General features: G+C 59.1%; 21 protein-coding genes. 9 read left to right on the plus strand and 12 right to left on the minus strand.

The genetic code is table 11. From position 1 onward, the window contains the following. Positions 1-86: 86 nt before the first annotated feature. From GOW98_RS16145 to GOW98_RS16165, 5 genes are all read left to right on the plus strand, one after another. A complete protein-coding gene (locus GOW98_RS16145; protein WP_170333901.1) occupies positions 87-338 on the plus strand; it encodes a hypothetical protein in 252 nt (83 codons plus the stop codon). A gap of 10 nt (positions 339-348) precedes the next feature. Next, entirely contained in the window at positions 349-1,986 is a 1,638-nt protein-coding gene (locus GOW98_RS16150; protein WP_170333903.1) for a sulfatase-like hydrolase/transferase, read from the plus strand. A 105-nt stretch (positions 1,987-2,091) separates the two neighbouring features. Beyond that, positions 2,092-3,759: a sulfatase-like hydrolase/transferase gene (locus tag GOW98_RS16155; protein ID WP_170333905.1), complete on the plus strand. Its 1,668-nt coding sequence runs from the start codon at positions 2,092-2,094 to the stop codon at positions 3,757-3,759. Between the two features lie 31 nt (positions 3,760-3,790). Beyond that, positions 3,791-5,035, plus strand: coding sequence for a DUF3179 domain-containing (seleno)protein (locus GOW98_RS16160; protein ID WP_170333907.1), 1,245 nt, complete (start codon positions 3,791-3,793; stop codon positions 5,033-5,035). 56 nt (positions 5,036-5,091) lie between these two features. Next, positions 5,092-5,844 carry an outer membrane beta-barrel protein gene (locus GOW98_RS16165; RefSeq protein ID WP_254438040.1) on the plus strand — a complete coding sequence of 251 codons (753 nt, stop codon included), beginning with the start codon at positions 5,092-5,094 and terminating at the stop codon, positions 5,842-5,844. A 121-nt stretch (positions 5,845-5,965) separates the two neighbouring features. On the opposite strand, the gene GOW98_RS16170 is transcribed toward GOW98_RS16165, so the two are convergent. The 12 genes from GOW98_RS16170 to GOW98_RS25520 form a co-directional block, all read right to left on the minus strand. Further along, positions 5,966-6,652 carry an ABC transporter ATP-binding protein gene (locus GOW98_RS16170; protein WP_170333909.1) on the minus strand — a complete coding sequence of 229 codons (687 nt, stop codon included), beginning with the start codon at positions 6,650-6,652 and terminating at the stop codon, positions 5,966-5,968. After that, positions 6,649-7,398, minus strand: a complete 750-nt coding sequence (locus GOW98_RS16175; protein ID WP_170333912.1) for an ABC transporter ATP-binding protein — start codon at positions 7,396-7,398, stop codon at positions 6,649-6,651. Before GOW98_RS16175 ends, GOW98_RS16170 begins: the two co-directional genes overlap by 4 nt. Beyond that, positions 7,391-8,377, minus strand: coding sequence for a branched-chain amino acid ABC transporter permease (locus GOW98_RS16180; protein ID WP_170333914.1), 987 nt, complete (start codon positions 8,375-8,377; stop codon positions 7,391-7,393). Before GOW98_RS16180 ends, GOW98_RS16175 begins: the two co-directional genes overlap by 8 nt. After that, complete coding sequence (locus tag GOW98_RS16185) at positions 8,374-9,294, minus strand: branched-chain amino acid ABC transporter permease (protein ID WP_170333916.1); 921 nt, start codon at positions 9,292-9,294, stop codon at positions 8,374-8,376. The genes GOW98_RS16180 and GOW98_RS16185 overlap by 4 nt, the downstream gene beginning before the upstream one ends. Positions 9,295-9,346: 52 nt before the next feature. Then, positions 9,347-10,477 carry an ABC transporter substrate-binding protein gene (locus GOW98_RS16190; RefSeq protein WP_254438041.1) on the minus strand — a complete coding sequence of 377 codons (1,131 nt, stop codon included), beginning with the start codon at positions 10,475-10,477 and terminating at the stop codon, positions 9,347-9,349. A gap of 184 nt (positions 10,478-10,661) precedes the next feature. Continuing rightward, positions 10,662-11,105 (minus strand): MbnP family protein, encoded by a 444-nt coding sequence (locus GOW98_RS16195; RefSeq protein ID WP_170333919.1) that lies wholly within the window; start codon positions 11,103-11,105, stop codon positions 10,662-10,664. Continuing rightward, the gene (locus tag GOW98_RS26315) at positions 11,062-11,355 is read right to left on the minus strand and encodes an MbnP family protein (protein WP_367646857.1); all 294 of its coding nucleotides are present in this window, start codon (positions 11,353-11,355) and stop codon (positions 11,062-11,064) included. The genes GOW98_RS16195 and GOW98_RS26315 overlap by 44 nt, the downstream gene beginning before the upstream one ends. Positions 11,356-11,384: 29 nt before the next feature. Continuing rightward, positions 11,385-11,708: a cytochrome-c peroxidase gene (locus tag GOW98_RS16200; RefSeq protein WP_367646855.1), complete on the minus strand. Its 324-nt coding sequence runs from the start codon at positions 11,706-11,708 to the stop codon at positions 11,385-11,387. A gap of 151 nt (positions 11,709-11,859) precedes the next feature. Then, a complete protein-coding gene (locus tag GOW98_RS25505) occupies positions 11,860-12,048 on the minus strand; it encodes a hypothetical protein (RefSeq protein ID WP_174823077.1) in 189 nt (62 codons plus the stop codon). A 31-nt stretch (positions 12,049-12,079) separates the two neighbouring features. Beyond that, positions 12,080-12,394 carry a hypothetical protein gene (locus tag GOW98_RS25510; protein WP_174823078.1) on the minus strand — a complete coding sequence of 105 codons (315 nt, stop codon included), beginning with the start codon at positions 12,392-12,394 and terminating at the stop codon, positions 12,080-12,082. Positions 12,395-12,416: 22 nt separating this feature from the next. Beyond that, entirely contained in the window at positions 12,417-12,608 is a 192-nt protein-coding gene (locus tag GOW98_RS25515; RefSeq protein WP_174823079.1) for a hypothetical protein, read from the minus strand. Continuing rightward, a complete protein-coding gene (locus tag GOW98_RS25520) occupies positions 12,605-12,889 on the minus strand; it encodes a hypothetical protein (protein WP_174823080.1) in 285 nt (94 codons plus the stop codon). The genes GOW98_RS25515 and GOW98_RS25520 overlap by 4 nt, the downstream gene beginning before the upstream one ends. 309 nt (positions 12,890-13,198) lie before the next feature. On the opposite strand from GOW98_RS25520, the gene GOW98_RS16210 reads away from it, so the two are divergent. The 4 genes from GOW98_RS16210 to GOW98_RS16225 are packed head-to-tail and all read left to right on the plus strand — an operon-like array spanning position 13,199 to position 18,760. Next, a complete protein-coding gene (locus GOW98_RS16210; RefSeq protein ID WP_170333923.1) occupies positions 13,199-15,298 on the plus strand; it encodes a hydantoinase/oxoprolinase family protein in 2,100 nt (699 codons plus the stop codon). Then, entirely contained in the window at positions 15,295-16,944 is a 1,650-nt protein-coding gene (locus GOW98_RS16215; protein WP_170333926.1) for a hydantoinase B/oxoprolinase family protein, read from the plus strand. Before GOW98_RS16210 ends, GOW98_RS16215 begins: the two co-directional genes overlap by 4 nt. Further along, a complete protein-coding gene (locus GOW98_RS16220) occupies positions 16,941-18,023 on the plus strand; it encodes a pyridoxal phosphate-dependent aminotransferase (RefSeq protein WP_217359598.1) in 1,083 nt (360 codons plus the stop codon). Before GOW98_RS16215 ends, GOW98_RS16220 begins: the two co-directional genes overlap by 4 nt. Then, positions 18,020-18,760 carry a maleate cis-trans isomerase family protein gene (locus GOW98_RS16225; RefSeq protein WP_170333928.1) on the plus strand — a complete coding sequence of 247 codons (741 nt, stop codon included), beginning with the start codon at positions 18,020-18,022 and terminating at the stop codon, positions 18,758-18,760. Before GOW98_RS16220 ends, GOW98_RS16225 begins: the two co-directional genes overlap by 4 nt. The last annotated feature ends 11 nt before the right edge of the window (positions 18,761-18,771 follow it).

An 18,771-nucleotide genomic window follows, 5' to 3' on the forward strand; every position in this document is an offset into this window, starting at 1 on the left:
GCTACGGTAGCATGCGGCTTATTACGTTCAAGGCTAATTCTTAGGCGGGCATGCTTGGACTACGAATCCAGCGAGTGCCACCTCCAATGACAGAAGACGCGTTCTTTGATGCACAGTTTCCCGGAACAGCCCATCGGCTGCGTGAATTACGGGCGCGGGACAAGGAATTCGACCAGATTTGCGCTGATTACCACGAGGTCTTTTCGGAACTGGCCTTGGCCCCGCAAACGGCGGGCAGCACACAAACCCGATATCTCGCTGATCTGGCCGAAAGCGTCTCGGATTTACGCAACAGCATCGAAAAGCGGTTGCAGGCCCCTGACCGCAACAATGAGTGAAAGGTTGATCATGAAACTTCGTACCTTACTGCCCCTGTTGATCCTGACTGCCAGCCCTGCAGTTTCTCAGGACAGTCCAATCATTCACGACGGAGAGTTTGAGTATTTACGCGCACAATTCGGCGAGACCTGGGATGCACAGGACATCGAAATCGACGCCAAGCTTGCCGAGATCCGCGCTGCGAACGGAGGCCAGCCCCCCAATTTTCTCTACATCCTGATCGATGACATCAGCTTTGGCCACATGGGTGACCGCAAGCTGAACTACGTCACGGGGATCGAAACGCCGAACATCAACCAACTGGCGACCGAAGGCCTGTCGTTGATGCGTATGTATACCGAGCCTTCCTGTACCCCCACACGAACAGCAATGCTGACGGGTCGTCATCCAGTGCGTGCAGGCGTCACCGAGGTCAAAGTGGCTTTGGTGGGCGAGGGTCTGGCGGCCAGCGAGGTCACTTTGCCCGAGGTACTGAAACAAGCGGGTTACTCTACCACTCATGTCGGCAAGTGGCATCAGGGCGATATCGAAGAAGCCTACCCTCACAATCAGGGATTTGACTGGGCTGCCTTCCCCTTGCATCAACAAGTCCAGCTGAGCCTCATGACCCCCGAGGCGATGCAGGCCAATGCCATGCTCGGCTATGTTCCCGAGGGCCAGAACAACCAATTCCTACTGGACGAGCGGTTCAAACCCTACGGTCTGGTCACCGGAGTCGAGGCCGAAGCCGGCGGGTTGGCACGCGAAGTCGACATGGCTGCAGGCGAGGTCTGGACGCAGGCAAAATACGAAGAAATGAACCTGCGCTATCAACAGCAGGCGCTGGAACAACTCCAGCGCGTTGCGGCTGAGGACGAGCCGTTCTTCCTGCAATACTGGCCGCTTTATCCGCTGAACTTCGTCTACCCCGATCAGGCAATCTCGCGGAACGGCGGATTCCATGCGGACAAGCTGCAACTTTTGGACGGTTGGATCGGCGACGTGCTTGAGGCGCTCGACGAAACCGGAAAAGCAGACAATACGATCGTAATCGTCATGGCAGACAACGGCCTGATGTATCAGTTCGAGGGCACCTCTGGTCTGAACCAACTGATTTACCGCGGCGGCAAAACTCAGCACCTTGAAGGCGGCGTCCGAACAGATGCCTTTATCCGCTGGCCCAATGTCATCGAGCCCAACAGCGCAGCTGGCGACATCTTTCACGTCTCGGACATCTTCACCACGATGGCCCGGATCGCCGGGGCGACCGACTATATCCCGCGCGACCGCGTGATTGACGGCATCGACCAGACCGCTCTGCTGCTGAACGGCGAAGGGCACGGGCGGCGCGACTATGTGTACGTCTATGAAGGTCCGGTGTTGCGGTCGGTCGTCAAGCAAGAGTTCAAGATGCACCTGCCCACGCCGGGCCAGCCCGGCGCTGCAGCCCCAACCTTCAACATCTATCGTGACCCACGTGAGGAACACCCACTGGTCGGGTACTCTCTTTGGGCCGGAGCATCGTTTCAGGACATGATCAAACGCCACCAGAAAATGATTGCGAAATATCCGCATTCGGAAATCGGCAAAGGCCAACCCTATGACGGGATTGAAAACCTGCGCCCGGAATCGGAACTGACACGAGACGTGTTCATGAGTTGGCAGTGAAGCAGGTCCGTAGAAATTTCTGCACAAATATCATAATGTTTTAATGTGAGGTCAGTTTTGCGGCATCAGTCGCAAGGCGCGTCTGACACCGGAGGGGGATGCGAAATGAGTTTGAAATGGTTGATTGCGCTTTCGACAGGTCTGGTCGCCGCACCAGCGTTGGCACAGGATAACCCCATTCAACATGATGCCGAGTTCTACATTCTACAGGCCCAACACGGCGAACAGTGGGCTCAGGATGACACCGCCGTCGATGAAGCCCTGGCTGCGTTTCGGGACAGCAACGGGGGAAAGCCTCCGAACATCGTCAGCGTTTTAATCGACGACATGGGGTTTGGAGATATGGGAATACCCGAACTCAACGCCGTGCGAGGGTATGAGACTCCAAACATCAACGATTTCTCGGATCAAGCCATGCGGATGGTTCGGATGTACACCGAGCCGTCCTGCACGCCGACCCGCGTCGCACAGATGACCGGGCGACTGCCAGTTCGCATGGGCATGGGCGATACGACCGTCGATATAGCAGGATTTGGTCTGCCCGAGAATGAAGTCACCCTCGCCGAGGTGCTGAAACAAGCAGGCTACGCCACCAGCCATGTGGGCAAATGGCACATGGGGGACATCGCCGAAAGCTGGGCGATGAACCAGGGGTTTGATTACGCCCAGCACGCGATTCATCAGCAAGGCCAACTGACCATCTTCAATGACGATGCCATAAAGGAGCAAGTCACGGTCGCCATCCGTGACTATGACGAAAAATACACTCTCGACGATTGGTTCCGACCGGACGCTGCCGCGATGATGACGGTCATCGAAGGGGAAACCGGGGGGCCGATCCGCGAAATCCGAATGGAAACCGGTGAGCGCTGGAACGCCGCAAAATACGATGAAATGAACCAGGCGTTTCAGGACAAGACGCTGGAGGAGCTGGATCGCCTCGCGGGCGGTGAAAATCCATTCTTCCTGCAATACTGGCCGATGATCCCACTGGACAACACGCGCGCCGGACGGTCAGGACCTGAAAGCGTGAATGGCGGTTTGTACGTGGACAAAATGCAACTACTGGACCAGTGGTTAGGCGACCTGTTCGCTCGCTTGGATGAGTTGGGCCTGACGGAAAACACAGTCGTTGTTGTCATGGGGGATAACGGCCATTTCACCAAATACGCTCCGCAATCCGGGTTCACGCCGCTGATCTATGCGGGTGGCAAAGGTGACACGACCGAGGGCGGCGTCCGCGTCGATGCTTTCATTCGCTGGCCCGGTATGATTGAGGCCGACGGTTTGCTGAACAGCATCATTCACGTCTCGGACCTCTATACCACGCTATCTCGATTTGCTGGAGCCGACCAGCACATTCCGCGGGATCGTTTGGTGGACGGTGTAGACCAATCCGCGGCCCTGCTGTTCGCCGATGAATCCAAAGCCCGCCGCGACCACGTCATCGTCTATTCGGTGAACAAACCTGAGGCGATAGTGAAAGACCAGCTAAAGCTGAAGCTGCCGGGACCCGGAGAAAGCGCGATACTGGCAAAGTTCTTCGACCTCTACCGGGACACGCGTGAAGAGTATTCAGTCTCGACCGAGGTCGGTGCCTGGGGAGGACAGGAATTCGCACGGATTCTGGGCCGCCACATGGCCCGCAAAGAGAAATTCCCCGATACAACGCCCGCCTATGGCGTGCCTTATGAAGGGATTGAGAACATCCGCCCTGAAACCCAACAAGCGGTCGAGGCGTTCATGATCAAACGCGCCTCACCTCAGCAATAACGCGAAGCCGAACGCAAATCAGGAGGTGCAAATGGTTGGAAACATTCTTTTCGCTCTCGGCTTGGTTGTCTCATTAGGGATCGGGTTCGTCTATTTCCGGGATCTGGGCGACATCTCGCAGATGCTGTTGAAGGTAAAACGCGAGAATATGGTGCGGTTTATCCGGAACGAATACCGTTTGATCGCAATTGGCTTAGGTGCCTTTGCCGTTGCAACGCTCGCGCATTTCCTGATGGGCGGCGGCCCGTTCTGGGTGTGGATCATCTCTGCGCTGCTAGTGCTTTTTCTTTACGGCTTTCCCTATGTCTGGGTTCATCTGGGCCTGCGCAACCAGATGAACGATGCAGCCTTCTTTCCCATCAGCGAAGCGCAGAAGTATGTCGGACCGACCGCACCGGTCATCGTGATTGAAAACAACGGCCACGCCCGCGCGCACCCCGACGCGCAGATCATGCGCCCTCATCTGGCCGGGGATGTGGACGGGTTGGGCGGCGAGGACGTGGTCATGACCTATTGCGCAATGGCTAACCTCGGGCAGGGATACGCGCCACGGATTGAAGGCAAGCGGCTGGACCTCGAGGTCCTGGCCCAACACGGCAACAACCTGATCCTGCGCGACAATGAAACAGGAGAGCCGATCCAACACATTTATGGCTTCCGCGAAGCTGACCGCGCCGAGAACGCCGACGGTCCTGCCTGCCCTGTGAAACCCGAGGCCCAGATGAAACCCTGGCCGACCTACCGCATGACGTTTCGCGGGTTCCAAAAGGCTTTTCCCGACGGAGAGGTATTTCTGAACAAACCTTCCTCAAACCCATTGCTGCGGCTTCTGGATATGGTCACCGAGATCACCTTTGGCTGGGGGATCAGTCGTCAACATCAAGAAGATGCGCCGGTGATGGACAACATGGATCGCTCGGATGATCGACTGCCGAACAAGACCTATGTCTGGGGGATCACGATCGACAAGGATGCCACCTGCTGGACCGATGATTTCGTCGTGGACAACGATTGGGTCGTCAACGCTACCGTTGGCGGGCGTGATGTCGTCGTCAGTCTGGATCCTAAATACGAGAGCCTCGGGGTCTGGTACAATGACAGTGGCCAACAGGTCACGCGCTGCGACTTCTGGGGAATGTCTGATCAGGGTCAACTAAAACGGGTCGAGACGCTGCGTGCAGGCGTGTTCTGGCACGTCTGGTCCGAGTTTTTCCCGGAGACGGACATCAATCGCGTGGGCACGCGCGCGGAAACATCTGGTACAGTAGCAGCATAACGCCGCTTCACACGGGCTGCAGGCCGGTCAGGACGGTGACAATAAGGAGGGACAAGATGGCATTGAAACACGGCTTGAAAGGCGGCGCGATCGCTGCGGCCATGCTGGCATCGGCGACAACGACGGCCTCGGCGCAGCAATCCGGGTGGTCATATGAGGCTACGATTTATCTTTTTATGCCCGAGACCGAGACCAGTTTTGAAACCCCTGCGGGAAAGGTCGACGGAACGCTAAGCTTTTCGGATGCGCTGGAGAACCTCGACTTTGCCTTTATGGGCGCGCTAGCTGCTACCAATGGTCAATGGAGTGTGCTGGCGGATTACAACTATACCAACCTTTCCTTCGGAAATACCTTGGGCGGACCTGCGAATTCAGAACTGGAGACCTCGGTCAAGACGCAGTTTCTGACAGCCTTGCTAGGCTACCGGGTGCGCGATGATCAATCGGTAAAGGTGGATCTGGCGGGTGGTTTCAGATGGTACAGCACTGACACGGAATTTACCCTGACACCGGAAAGAGCCCCCTCGCGAACAAATACTGCCGACGACAGCTGGTTCGACCCGGTGGTCGGTGTCCGCGCCCGGTTTTCCCTGTCGGATTCGTGGACCAGCACCGCCTACGTGGATTACGGAGGCTTTCGCAGCGGCAGTCAGACCTGGTCGGTTTTGCTGACGGCAGACTACGCCATCAACGAAAGATGGGTACTGCGGGGTGGATACCGCTATATCTCGTTCGATCACGACATTAACGGTAGCGAATACAAATTCGATCAGTCCGGCCCACTATTCGGGGCGACCTACAGATTCTGAGTATTACTCGCTAGAGCTATCAAACTAGTGCGACGCAAGCACCGCACCTGAGGGACAGAGCATGGTCCACACCAGCTCGCAGGGTTCGGGTCGGGCAAAGTTTGATGCAGTTCGGGTGCTTTCAAACACCTATATACTTCTCAGAGATCTCAGATGTCAGCGCGGCCATTTCGCCAGCCCAGACGGTGCGGCCACGCTCCAGTACAACGGCCTTATCTGAAACCGCTGCCAGTTCCTTCAGCGATTTGTCGATCAGCAGGATTGCAACACTCGTTTCCTGCCGCAGAAGCTGAAGGGCGGCCCAGATTTCCTGCCGGACAATCGGTGCAAGGCCCTCGGTGGCCTCGTCCAGTATCAGCAGGCGCGGATTGGTCATCAGCGCCCGGCCAATCGCCAGCATTTGCTGTTCACCCCCTGACAGCGAGGCGGCACGCTGGCCCTTCCGTTCTCCCAACCGGGGGAAAAGTTCGGTTACGCGGCGCAAGGTCCAGTCACCGGGACGCGCCGCCGCGATCAGGTTTTCGCGCACGGTGAGATCGGCGAAACAGCGGCGGCCTTCGGGCACCAGACCCACTCCCTTGCGGGCCACCTTATGGCTGGGCAGCGCGTGCAAATCATGCCCGTCCAGCGTCAGCGCACCTTCCGACCGGATCATCCGGCAAATGGCTTTCACTGTAGTGGTCTTGCCCATCCCGTTGCGCCCCATCAGGGCGGTTACCTCACCCTGAGCGATCTGCAGGTCCACACCGAACAGCGCCTGACTGTCGCCGTAACTGGCGGTCAGGTTTTCGATCCGCAGCAGGGTCATGCCTCATCCCCCAGATAAGCATCGCGCACCTCGCGGCTAGAGCGGATTTCGTCCGCAGTACCCGTGGCGATAACCTTGCCGTAGACCAGCACACTGATCCGATCAGCCAGAGCAAACACCGCATCCATGTCATGTTCTACCAGCAGAATGGGTGCTTTCTGCCGCAATCCATCCAAAAACCCGGTCAACCGTTTCGAGCCTTCGGCGCCAAGCCCCGCCATCGGCTCGTCCATGACGAAGGCTTTGGGTGACAGGGTCAGGGCCACTGCAACCTCCAACTGCCGCCGTTGGCCGTGGCTGAGATTGGCACAGCGTGTGTCGCGCTCATCGCTAAGACCCACGCGGTCCAACGCAGCCTCGGCCCTGCCGCGCAGTTCGGGCCGTTTCAGCGCGGGCCGCCAGAAGCGCCACGCCATGCGTTCCGCACCCATCGCGCCCAGCACCACGTTTTCCAGCACCGTATCTTCCATACACAGCTGCGAAATCTGGAAGGTTCGCGCCAGCCCGGCCTGCGCCCGCGCCTGCGTGCTAAAGCCTGAAACATCCTGACCGTTCACAAGTACTCGCCCGGAATCCGGCTGTAAGCCTCCACAAATCTGCTGGATCAGCGTCGATTTGCCTGCGCCATTCGGGCCGATGATGGCATGGATTTCTCCGGGCCTCAGGTCGATGGAAACGTCGTCCGTGGCTTTAAGCGCTCCGAAGCTTTTGTTCAGGTTCAGCGTAGCAAGAACGGGATCAGACATGCGCGCCCTCTTTCCCGGTCAGCAGACCGATCAGCCCGCCACGCGCAAACAACACGATACACAGCAGGGCCACACCTAAATAAATGTGCCAGAAATCGGTGAGTTCACCCAGAAAGTGTTCCAAAGCGACAAAGACGCAAGCCCCGATCACCGGCCCCATCAGGCGCCCAACCCCGCCGATAATGATCAACACGATCAGTTCTCCGGACAGCTGCCAACTGAACATCGAGGGCGAGACAAAGCGGTTCAGGTCGGCAAACAGCGCCCCCGCCAGCCCGGTGATCGCGCCCGAGATTACGAAGGCCAGCAGTTTCAACCGCATCGGGTTCAGCCCCACGGTCTCGACCCGCGTGGCCGTCTGACGTGTGGCGTTCAGTGCCAGCCCAAAGGGTGAAGCCTGCAACCTCGCGAAAAGATACAGAACGACGCACAGCAGCGTGAAGCACACAGCGTAGAACTGGATCGGCACCAGCGTATTCAGCCCGGGAAAGCCATTGCGGACATAGATCGACAGACCATCCTCTCCGCCGTACTGGGCCCATGAGATCGCGAAGTAGAAGAACATCTGACCAAAGGCGAGCGTAATCATGATGAAATACACGCCCGAGGTGCGCAGCGACAACAGCCCAATGAAGAACGCCACCAGCGCCGACAAGATCATGGCCACCAGCCAGATCACTGGCATCGATTTGGTGCCGTCGGTGGTGAACAACCCCAGATCAAGCGCCGTGTAGGTCTGCGCATGATAGGCAAGGATGCCCATCGCATAGCCTCCGATACCGAAGAACACCGCGTGGCCAAAGCTGACCAAGCCGCCGATCCCGAGGATGATGTTCAGCCCAACCGCCGCCAACGCAAGGATCACCGCCCGCGTCACCAATGTGATCGTGAACGGCTGATCCGCCAAGACCGCCCAAAGCGGCAGCGCCAGTAGACCCGCAATCACCAGCGCGTTCAGAAACCTCTCGTTCAGCTTCATGAGCGGGCTCCGAACAGGCCGGTGGGTCGCCAGATCAGCACCAGCCCCATCAACACATAGATGCCCATCGAGGCCAGCGCCGAACCGGTTTTCTGTGCCGCGCCATTTTCCATGAACAGCTTGAACAGCTCGGGCAGGAACACTCCGCCCAGCGTATCCGTCAACCCGACCAGCAGCGCACCGATAAAGGCCCCGCGAACCGAACCGATACCACCGATCACGATGACAACAAAGGCAAGGATCAGCACCGGCTCACCCATCCCCACCTGAACCGACTGAATCGCGCCGACCAAGGCACCCGCTAGACCGGCCAGCGCCGCGCCCAGCGCAAAGACCAGCGTGTAGAGCTTCGAGATATCGACGCCCAGCGCTGCGATCATCTCGCGGTCGTTCTCTCCGGCGCGGATCTGGATACCCAGCCGGGTGCGCTCGATCAGCGCCCAGAGGCCAACGGCCACCGCCAGTCCAATGCCGATCAGGGTCAGGCGGTAGAGCGGGTATTCGATCCCTCCGGGCAAGGTCACAGGCCCCGACAGCGCATCGGGAATGTCCAGAAATAGCGGAAAGGAACCGAAAACCCAGCGCGTGCCTTCAGAAAAGATCAGGATCAGCGCAAAGGTGGCCAGCACCTGATCCAGATGCGGCGCATTATACAGGCGTCGGATCACCACCATCTCGACAATCGCCCCGGCCAAGGCCGCAGCGGCGAGCGCGGCTACCAACGCCAGCAGGAAAGACCCCGTGGCTCCTGCCACGGCAGCGGCCGCAAAGGCCCCGACAATGTAAAGCGAGCCATGGGCTAGATTGATAAGCCCCATGACGCCGAAAATCAGCGTCAGGCCAGCCGCCATCAGGAACAGCATGACGCCGAACTGCAGCCCGTTGAGGATCTGCTCGATAATCAGGATCGAGGACATGGAAACTCCGGTGGTCTGCCCGCCCCGCTACCGGGGGCGGGCAGGAGGTCAATTACATTTTGCACTCGGCCGCGTAGGCGTCAGAGTGGTTTTCCAACGCAACGCCGAGGATCTTGTTGGTGAAAACGTCACCTTCCTTGATCACTTCGCGGGCATAGATGGTTTGAACAGGGTGGTGGTTCGGGCCAAAGCTGAACTCACCGCGGGTGCTGTCAAACTCGGCCGCACGCAGGGCTTCGCGGAACGCGTCCGCATCCGACGGATCAGCCTTGTCCAGCGCAGACAGCAGCAGGTTCGCTGTGTCGAAGCCCTGGCTGGCATAGAGCGAGGGCAGACGTCCGTATTCCGCCTGGAAGCTTTCAACAAACGCCGAGTTGGTCGGGTTGTCGATGTCTTTATTCCACTGCGAGGTGTTCACCACACCTATCGCCGCGTCGCCAACCGCCTGCAGGATACCCTGATCAAAGCTGAAGGCTGGGCCGACCACGGGCTTGTCGATGCCGCTGTCGGCATATTGCTTCAGGAATGAAATCCCCATGCCGCCGGGCAGGAAGAAAAACACGCTGTCCGCATCGCTGGCGCGGATCTGCGCGATCTCGGCGGCATAGTCGGTTTGTCCCAACTCGGTATAGACTTCACCGGCCAGATCACCCTCGAAGAACCGTTTATAACCGGTCAGAGCATCCACGCCCGCCGGATAGTTCGGGGCAAGAATAAAGCTGTTCTTGTAGCCCGCACCATTGGCATAGGCCCCGGCGGCCTCGTGCAGGTTGTCATTCTGCCAGGCGACGTTGAAATAGTTCTGATGACAGCCTTTTCCGGCCAAAGGCGACGGACCTGCGTTGGGCGACAGGTAGAACACGTTCTGGTTCACAGCAGCTGGCACAACCGCCATCGCAAGGTTGGACCAGATGATGCCGGTCATGACATCAACCCGCTCAGACTGGATCATCTTGTCGGACAGTTGCACCGCGATGTCCGGCTTGCGCTGGTCATCCTCGATCACGACCTCGATGTCGTCACGGCCCGATTGCGCTATGGCCAGCATGAACCCGTCGCGCACATCGATGCCCAACCCGGCACCACCACCAGACAGCGTGGTGATCATACCAACCTTGACCTCGGCCAGCGCGCCTGTGGCGCACAGCGCGGAAACCGCAACGGCTGCTAGAAACTTCTTCATCTTCATCTCCCTTCGCTGGTCTTTTCGACGCAACTTATGTCAGCCTTCACGGCGTTTATTCTGCTACACTGACGAAGCGGTCTTTTTCCACTCTGCCAATCGTGCAAACAATCACCGATCGCACCCCCGCCGTCGAGGGCGTTTTAAACCTGAACCGCTGAATTTTCCTAAAAAATGCCCCGCGTCAGAAGGTCAGAGTGATCATGATGGCGTAGTTGTCGGCCAGCATCTCTGCATCCGTTCGGTTAAACTTGACCGTCGGCAAGGCCTGTATGCCGACCTGCGCCGTCCCGTCGAAGAACTTTGCCAGATCGACGATCAGATGTACCTCATGGTCGCCGTCCGCGAAAACATCCGGCAGCAGCATGAATTCAATCTCGCGGGCGTCTTCCGAGAACCCCACATGATAGACCAGCGGGGAAACGTCATTCCCTTGTATCAGCGCGCCTTCGACGACCACGAATTCACACCCGACCTTCCAGTTCCACGCCATCTGGCTCTTAGGATCTAAGTTCCCCCGCGCCGCAATCGAAACAATTGCTGTAGGATCAACCCCGATCAGGAACTGAACGGTATCGACAGATTTAAGAGGCACTTCGGGCAAAGTGATCGAATGCGTCTTTTCCACATTGTAGAATGTGCAACAGGAGATAGCTGTCGGTCTCAACATAGGTTTCGTCTGCATGCCCCAAGGAAAGGTTGCTGATGTAGAAACTAAAGTCCCGAGCCCTGAATTGCCCTTCCCCACTCGGATTTTCATTGACAATCTGATTGTAGATCAAAGGCGCCTCCCCCATTTGCGCGTGAAAATTCAGCGTGGCCGATATGGCTATCTGCTGCCCGAACGTCAGAAGGAACCACCCCGCGATCTGGACTATTGCAAACTATAAACCAGGGATCGGTTTCATCAGGAACCTCCATCAAACGGACCGGAAAATTGCGATTTGGCCGGGAACGCCTCGTCCGTCAGCGTGTGCAGAAAGGCGGTGAAGGTCTGCATTTCATCGGGCTTCATGTGCAGGCCGCCAGTATCCTGCCCCATCTCATCCGGGTGCTGGATCGGCAGCAGTGCCTGTTCCTCAAGCGATTTCGCGCGTCCGTCGGTGAAGGCCAGCGCCTGTACGTGGCAGGTGGCGCAGGACACCTGATTGTTGCCTGGCAGGATCGGGTCATAGAACAGGTGTCGGCCCTCCGCGAAGACCTCTTCCGTCAGTGGATTGTCGGGTGGCACGGCGAACCGACCGAACACAACGGTGCCGGGAAATCAGAAATCGGCGTTGCCACCGGGGTCGCGCGTGCGATCCCAATTCTCCCACCCCGCCGCCGCAAGAGCTGCAGCGACGAGTATCAGAAGCACCTAGCGCATAAAGCCCCCCGCGCCGCTAGTGGTGGTGGACAAAGCCCGAGCCGAACAGGCCTTCCAGGTTTTCCACCCCTTTGTTGTAACGATCCTTGATGTTGACCGTCGCCAGACGCTTTCCGGTTTCAAGATCATGGACTGAGATCGTACGGCCGTTCAGACCGGCCATGAAATCCACATCCGTCGGATCGTTGTCCGCGCTGTTACCCAAATTCAGAAGACTGTTTTGAACGGCAACCAAATCACGGCCCGAGGCCGAGGTGAAAAAAGATCATATGGTGCGCGCCCGGATCGGCCACGATATCCGGCCCGCTGAATACCAGTTCGGGCAAAGCTGCCAACTCGTAACCTTTCACTACAATGGGTAGAGCATGTGAGATGTGCAGCTTATCCTCGGCACCATAGAATTCCAGCGGCACTGCGGTTTCGTTGGCAACGCCGCTATAGATCACCTCGGCCTCACCAAACGTCTTGGAGTCGGCGTCATACGGCACTTTCCACGTCTCTAACACAAACATGGTGCTGGCCAGGATGGCGGGCTCAAAATCCGGATGCATGTCGGGGCGTGCAAACAAAACCTCAACCGGAGAGGACGGGAAGTTCAGCAGCTTTTCCTTCTCGACTGTGGTGTTTTTTGATGGGCTCCGGCGTGTTCAGATCAATGATCGTCAGCACGTTGCCAACACCGTTGGTCAGATCCGGATGTACCGCCGACGTCACCGCCCGCGTCGCGGGAAAGCCCGACCTCAGACAGGCTACAGGACGGATCAAGCCCCGTGGCATAAAGTCGGCCGTTGGGGCTGTAGTAGAGTTGGTGCAGCGGATGCGCCATCTCGGGCTGTTCCACTTCGCTGAGGATCTCTCCGCTTTACTCCGAATTCCGGGTCCAGTTCGATGAGTGCGCTGCTGTGGCTGGCGTCCAGTGACGGCAGCCCGCACAACAGCACCATGCCCTGACTTTCCTCGCGATCCTGCGACAGTGCCGGAGACAGGTCCGCCAGTATCAGGCCCGCGCCGATCAGAATGCTATGTGTGAAATGACTGAGCTTCATGGCTTACCCCCTTGTGTTGAAATTTCGAAACATTTCTGAGTGGGATGCGCCTCAACTAACGTCATCTCAAATTCAGAGAATTGCACCAAACTGCCACGCGCCCTGAAAGAAGTGTTGACGAATGCGCATTTTGTGACTCAATCTCGTTGTCATCAGACGACGGAGAACTGAAGCAGTGACTGCCAACCTTCGACAACCGATGATGCGTCGCGAAACCGGGTGCGATCTGGTCGCCTGACCCGCGGGGAACAGTCCGTCTTCACCTGACCCGCCTTCGGGTCTGTTCCACCTTTTCAGGCTGATACCCCTATGAATCAAACAGTTGGATTGCGTATGGCAATCGACATCGGCGGTACGTTCACCGATACCGTCCTGCTGGACAGCGCATCTCGGGTGGTGGCGACCACCAAAACACCCACCACGCCGCATCGCCCCGCCCTTGGCGCGGTTGCTGGTGCCACGCATGTGCTTAAGGCCGCTGGCGCCGACTGGCGTCAAGTAACCGGGTTCATCCACGGCACCACGCTGGCCACCAACGCCCTGATCGAACGCCGCGGGGCCACCACGGCCACGATCACCACGCGAGGGTTCCGCGACATCCTCGAAATCGCGTATGAGCGGCGCTATAGCCAGTATTCCATCGATCTGGTCAAACCCGACTTGATCGTACCGCGCACCCATTCCCTAACCATCGGTGGGCGCATGGATGCCAGCGGGCAAGAGTTGGAGCCACTGAACGAGGCTGGTATCGGCCCCTTGGTGGCCGAACTTAGGGCACTTGAGGTCGAGGCCGTCGCCGTCTGCCTCCTGCACGCCTATGCCAACCCGGCACATGAACTGGCACTGCGCGATCTGTTGGCACAGCATATGCCGGATTTAGTCATCTCGCTCAGCCACGAAGTCAGCCCCGAAGCGCGCGAGTTTGACCGGCTCTGCACCACGATTGCCAACGCCTATGTGCAGCCATTGATGGCTGGGTATCTGCAAGATTTTGAGGCCCGGTTTCGGCAAATGGGGTTGGCCTGCCCGATCCTGATGATGACGGCAGGCGGCGGCATGACCACGCTGGACACCGCCGCCCGATTGCCGATCCGTTTGGTGGAATCCGGCCCGGCCGGGGGGGCCGTATTGGCCGCACGCATCGCCGAAGCCACAGGCGAGACCGAGGTGTTGTCCTTTGACATGGGCGGCACCACCGCCAAGCTGTGCCTGATCGACGACTATCGCCCCCAAACCGCGCGCAAGTTTGAAATTTCGCGGGCCGAACGCTTCATCAAAGGGTCCGGGATGCCGGTGCGCATTCCGGTGATCGAGATGATCGAGATCGGAGCGGGAGGCGGCTCTATCGCAAGTGTCGATCGTCTGGGCCGTATTCAGGTCGGTCCGCACAGCGCGGGGTCAGACCCCGGCCCTGCGGCCTTTGGCAAGGGCGGCGATAAGCCGACGGTCACCGATGCCGACCTGACGCTGGGCCTGATCGAGCCGGGGCGATTTGCCGAAGGGCGGCTGCAGATCGATCAGAATGCGGCGCAACAGGCGATGGCACGGGATGTGGGCGACCCCCTTGGCCTCAGCCCGGATCAAAGCGCCTTTGCAGTCAGTGAAATTGTCGACGAAAGCATGGCCAGCGCAGGCCGGATGCACGCGGTCGAATCCGGCAAGGACCTCAGCAACCGGTTGATAATCGCCTTCGGAGGCAACGGCCCGCTGCACGCCACCCGCGTGGCCCGACGCGCCCAAATGCGGCGCGTTCTTATCCCGCGTGATCCGGGGGTGGGCTCGGCAGTTGGCTTCCTGTTTGCGCCGGTGTCCTATGAGGTCATCCGATCACGCTATGCCCGCCTGGACAGTCTGGACATCGACGGGCTGAACCACTTCTTTGGCGCCATGCAGGCCGAGGCCGAACAAGTCGTCCGCGCCGGAGCCCCCGAAGGCGTGCTGTTGCAACGTCGGATCGCTTACATGCGGTATCACGGACAAGGGCACGAGATCGAAATCCGCTTGCCCGACCGGGATTTGGCTGCCTCGGACCTCACTGAATTGCGAGAGGCCTTTGAAACGGAATACAGCCGTCAGTTCAGCCGGATCGTGCCCGGCATGACCATCGAAATCCTGAACTGGGGGCTGTCCGTTTCCTCCCCCGCCCCCGCACATGAGCCCTATCCTGACACCCCGACGGAACACATCGCCGGGGCAACCGAACACCGGCAGATCCTATGCGACGTCACCGGGACGTGGCGCCCAGCTGGCGTGTTCAACCGCGGTGATCTGACGCCCGGAGCGGCCCTCAAAGGCCCGGCACTGATCGTTGAAGCCCAAACAACCACTTTCGTCAGTGCTGATTTCAGCGCCACCGTCGACGGCCAGGGTAATATCTGGCTGACCCGGCAAGAGGAGGACAAAGCATGATCCAGTCAGATACACGCCTACAGGTGATGTGGAACCGGCTTTTGGCCGTGGTTGAGGAGCAGGGACAAGCGCTGATCCGCGCCGCCTTTAGCCCGATTGTGCGTGAATGCGGCGATATCTCGGCCGGGATTTTCGACGCACAAGGCCGGATGCTGGCGCAAGCCGTGACCGGCACGCCCGGGCATATCAACACCATGGCCGAAGCGGTCAAAACCCTGTGTGCGCGTTTTGCCCAATGCGAAATGAAACCCGGCGACATCTACATGACCAACGACCCGTGGATCGCCTCGGGGCACCTGAATGACTTTCTGTTGATGATGCCGGTGTTTTATCAGGACACGGTGATCGGTTACACCGCCTGCACCTCGCATCTGGTCGACCTGGGCGGGTTGGGCATGGGGCCCGAAGGGTCGGATATCTATGACGAAGGCCTGCTGATCCCACCCTGCAAACTGGTCAGTCAGGGCGAGGTCAACGCGCTGCTGCTGGACATCGTCAAAGCCAACTCACGCGAGCCTATCGCCAATGAGGGCGACATCTATGCTCTGATTGCCTGTTGTGAGGCCGGGTCCACCCGGCTGGTGCAGATGATGCAGGAATTCGGTCTCACCAATCTGAATGCGCTGTCGGATTACATCATCGACACCTCTCGGCGCGGTACGCTGGACGCCATCGCGGCCCTGCCCAAGGGCACGTGGCACCATGTGCTGAAGGTTGATGGCTACGACGACGAAATCGAACTCCACGCCGCCCTTACCATTGCAGACGACCACCTGCTGCTGGATTTCGACGGCACAGCGCCCTGCGTCGGCAAGGGGATCAATGTGCCGCTGAACTATGCCACGGCCTATTCCGTATTTGCACTGCGCTGCATCATCGGGGCGGATATCCCGAACAATGCAGGCTCGCTCGATCCGTTCCGGGTGACCGGCCCCGCGGGTTGTATCCTGAACGCGCAGCCCCCGGCCCCGGTCGCGATGCGGCACACGCTGGGACAGATGACACCTGATCTGGTCTACGGCTGCCTGTCTCAGGCCCTGCCCGGTAAGGTCCCGGCCGAGGGGGCATCCTGCATGTACGACCTGCCCCTGCGCCATGCGCCCGAGGCGGTTGAGAGGGGCGATGACCTTTTTGCGCTGGAGCTTGTGTTCAATGGCGGCACCGGCGCCCGCCCTCAGTTGGACGGCCTGTCAGCCACTGCTTTTCCCAGCGGTGTCTGGGGCAGTCAGGTCGAGACCACCGAAGCCGTTGCACCGGTCTTATTTCATCGCCGCGAGCTGCGGGCAGACTCCGGCGGTGCCGGGCGTCTGCGGGGCGGTTTGGGGCAGCATATTGAACTCAGTGCATCCAAGGATCAGGACCTTATGCTGTTCCTGTCGGTCGAGCGGCTCAAGAACCCCGCCTGCGGTCGTGATGGTGGGTTGGACGGTGCGCCCGGACGTATCACCGTGCAGCCCGGCAACCGACAACTGCCCGGCAAAGGAGAGGTTCGGATCAAGGCCGGTGAAACGCTGATGTTCGAAACGCCTGGTGGGGGCGGGTTCGGTCGACCTGAGGAACGCTCGGAAAACGCGGTGCAGAACGACCTTCGCGCAGGCTTAATCAGTCAAGGCATGGCCCGGACCCAATACCGGAGGCAGACATGACCTACCCACACCCACATATCGCGCGCATGTCGCCCTATGCGCTGGCCGACCTTGCCGCACCCGAGGGCAAAACCCTGATCTCATTATCCCAGAACGAAAGCCTGCGCCCGCCCAGCCCCAAAGCACTTGAGGCAGCGGCACAGGCCATGGGGACGTCGATGCTCTATCCCGATCCGGATTGGACGGACCTGCGAAACGCTCTGACAGACCTGCACCAAATTGATGCGGATGGGATTTTGTGCGGCAACGGATCGCTTGATCTGATCGGTTGCCTTGCCCGCGTGTTTTCGGGGCCGGAGCGGGCGGTGCTGGCCCCGGTCCATGCCTATCCTTTCTTTCAGACGGCAGCGTGCATGGCCAATGCGAGGTTCGATACTGCCCAGGAAACGGATGTCACTGTCAGCGTCGATGCTTTGCTGGCAGCGGTCCAACCGGACACCGGGATTGTCTTTGTCGCGAACCCGGGCAATCCAACCGGAACGCGCATCCCGAAATCCGAACTCATCCGTTTGCGGCAAGGATTACGGCCCGACATCCTGCTGGTGATCGACGAAGCCTATGGTGAATTCTCAGACCATCTGGGTGAGCGGTGTTTTGATATGGTCGCCGAAGGCAACACAGTTGTTCTACGCACCTTTTCCAAAGCCTATGGCATGGCCGGATTTCGCGTCGGTTGGGGGTTGTTCCCGCCGGGCATCGCCGAAGAACTGCGCAAGGTGATGAACCCGAACAACATCCCCGCCAGCGCCCAAATCGCCGCCACAGAAGCGGTTCGGGACGACGCCTATATGCGTGAGACTTGCGCGATGACGGCTGCTCTGCGCGATCAGGCGGCGACCGCGTTAAAGGATGCAGGCTTCGCCCCCTACCCCAGTTTCACCAACTTCCTGTTGTTGAACATGGGCGGCCCCAAGGCTGCGGCAAGCGCAAACCAAAGGCTACGATCCGAGGGCGTCTTCCTGCGCCCGCAGGGTGGGGCGGGGCTGCCACATACCCTGCGCATGACTGTCGGTTCGCAGGGCCTAATGGAAACAGCAATAGAAATCCTGACGCAATGGAAACAGGAGGGTCAGCCATGAGCACGTCCAGAGGCCGCGCAAGGTTCGGGGTTCTTGTTCCCTTCACCAACACCAATCTGGAGCCCGATCTGGCGCTGATGGCCCCTCCGGGCATTTCGTTGCACGTGGCCCGGATGGGTGGATATGACGAGGACGAAATACCAGACGAGGCGCAAATGCACGATCTGGGGGCCGCCGATCTGGACGAGCCCCTGCGCCTGTTGATGGGGGCAAAGCCGGATGTGGTCTTCTACGGATGCACCTCGGCCACCCTGACCCACGGCCCCGAGTTTGACCGTGATCTAGCCGCCCGGATCAGCGCCGCAAGCGGAGCCAAGACGGTCACTGCGGCTGGCGCTTTGAGTCATGCTCTGACCACGCTCGGCGCCCGACGCATCGGGTTCGCCTCGCCCTATGTTCCGGCGATCAACGATATGGCGATTGGCTTTCTGGCCAAGCTGGGATTTGAGACCATCCAGCGCTCCGAGGTGAACGAGGCACTGGACAACGAAGGCCAGGGCGCATTGTACCCCGAGGCGGTCTTCGAACTGGGCCGGGCGGCGGATCACCCCGAGGCTGACGCGCTGGTTCTGTCCTGCACCGACATGCGCAGTGTTGAGGCTCTGGCCCGGCTTGAGGAGACGGTCGGCAAACCGGTGATCAGCTCAAATCAAACGATGCTGTTTCAAGCGCTGCAACTTTTGGACATCAAAGAACCCGTCTCAGGGTTCGGGCAGCTATTGGAAAGGCCAAGGTGAAACCGTCACAG

Source organism: Ruegeria arenilitoris, assembly GCF_013032445.1.
GTDB lineage: Bacteria > Pseudomonadota > Alphaproteobacteria > Rhodobacterales > Rhodobacteraceae > Ruegeria > Ruegeria arenilitoris_F.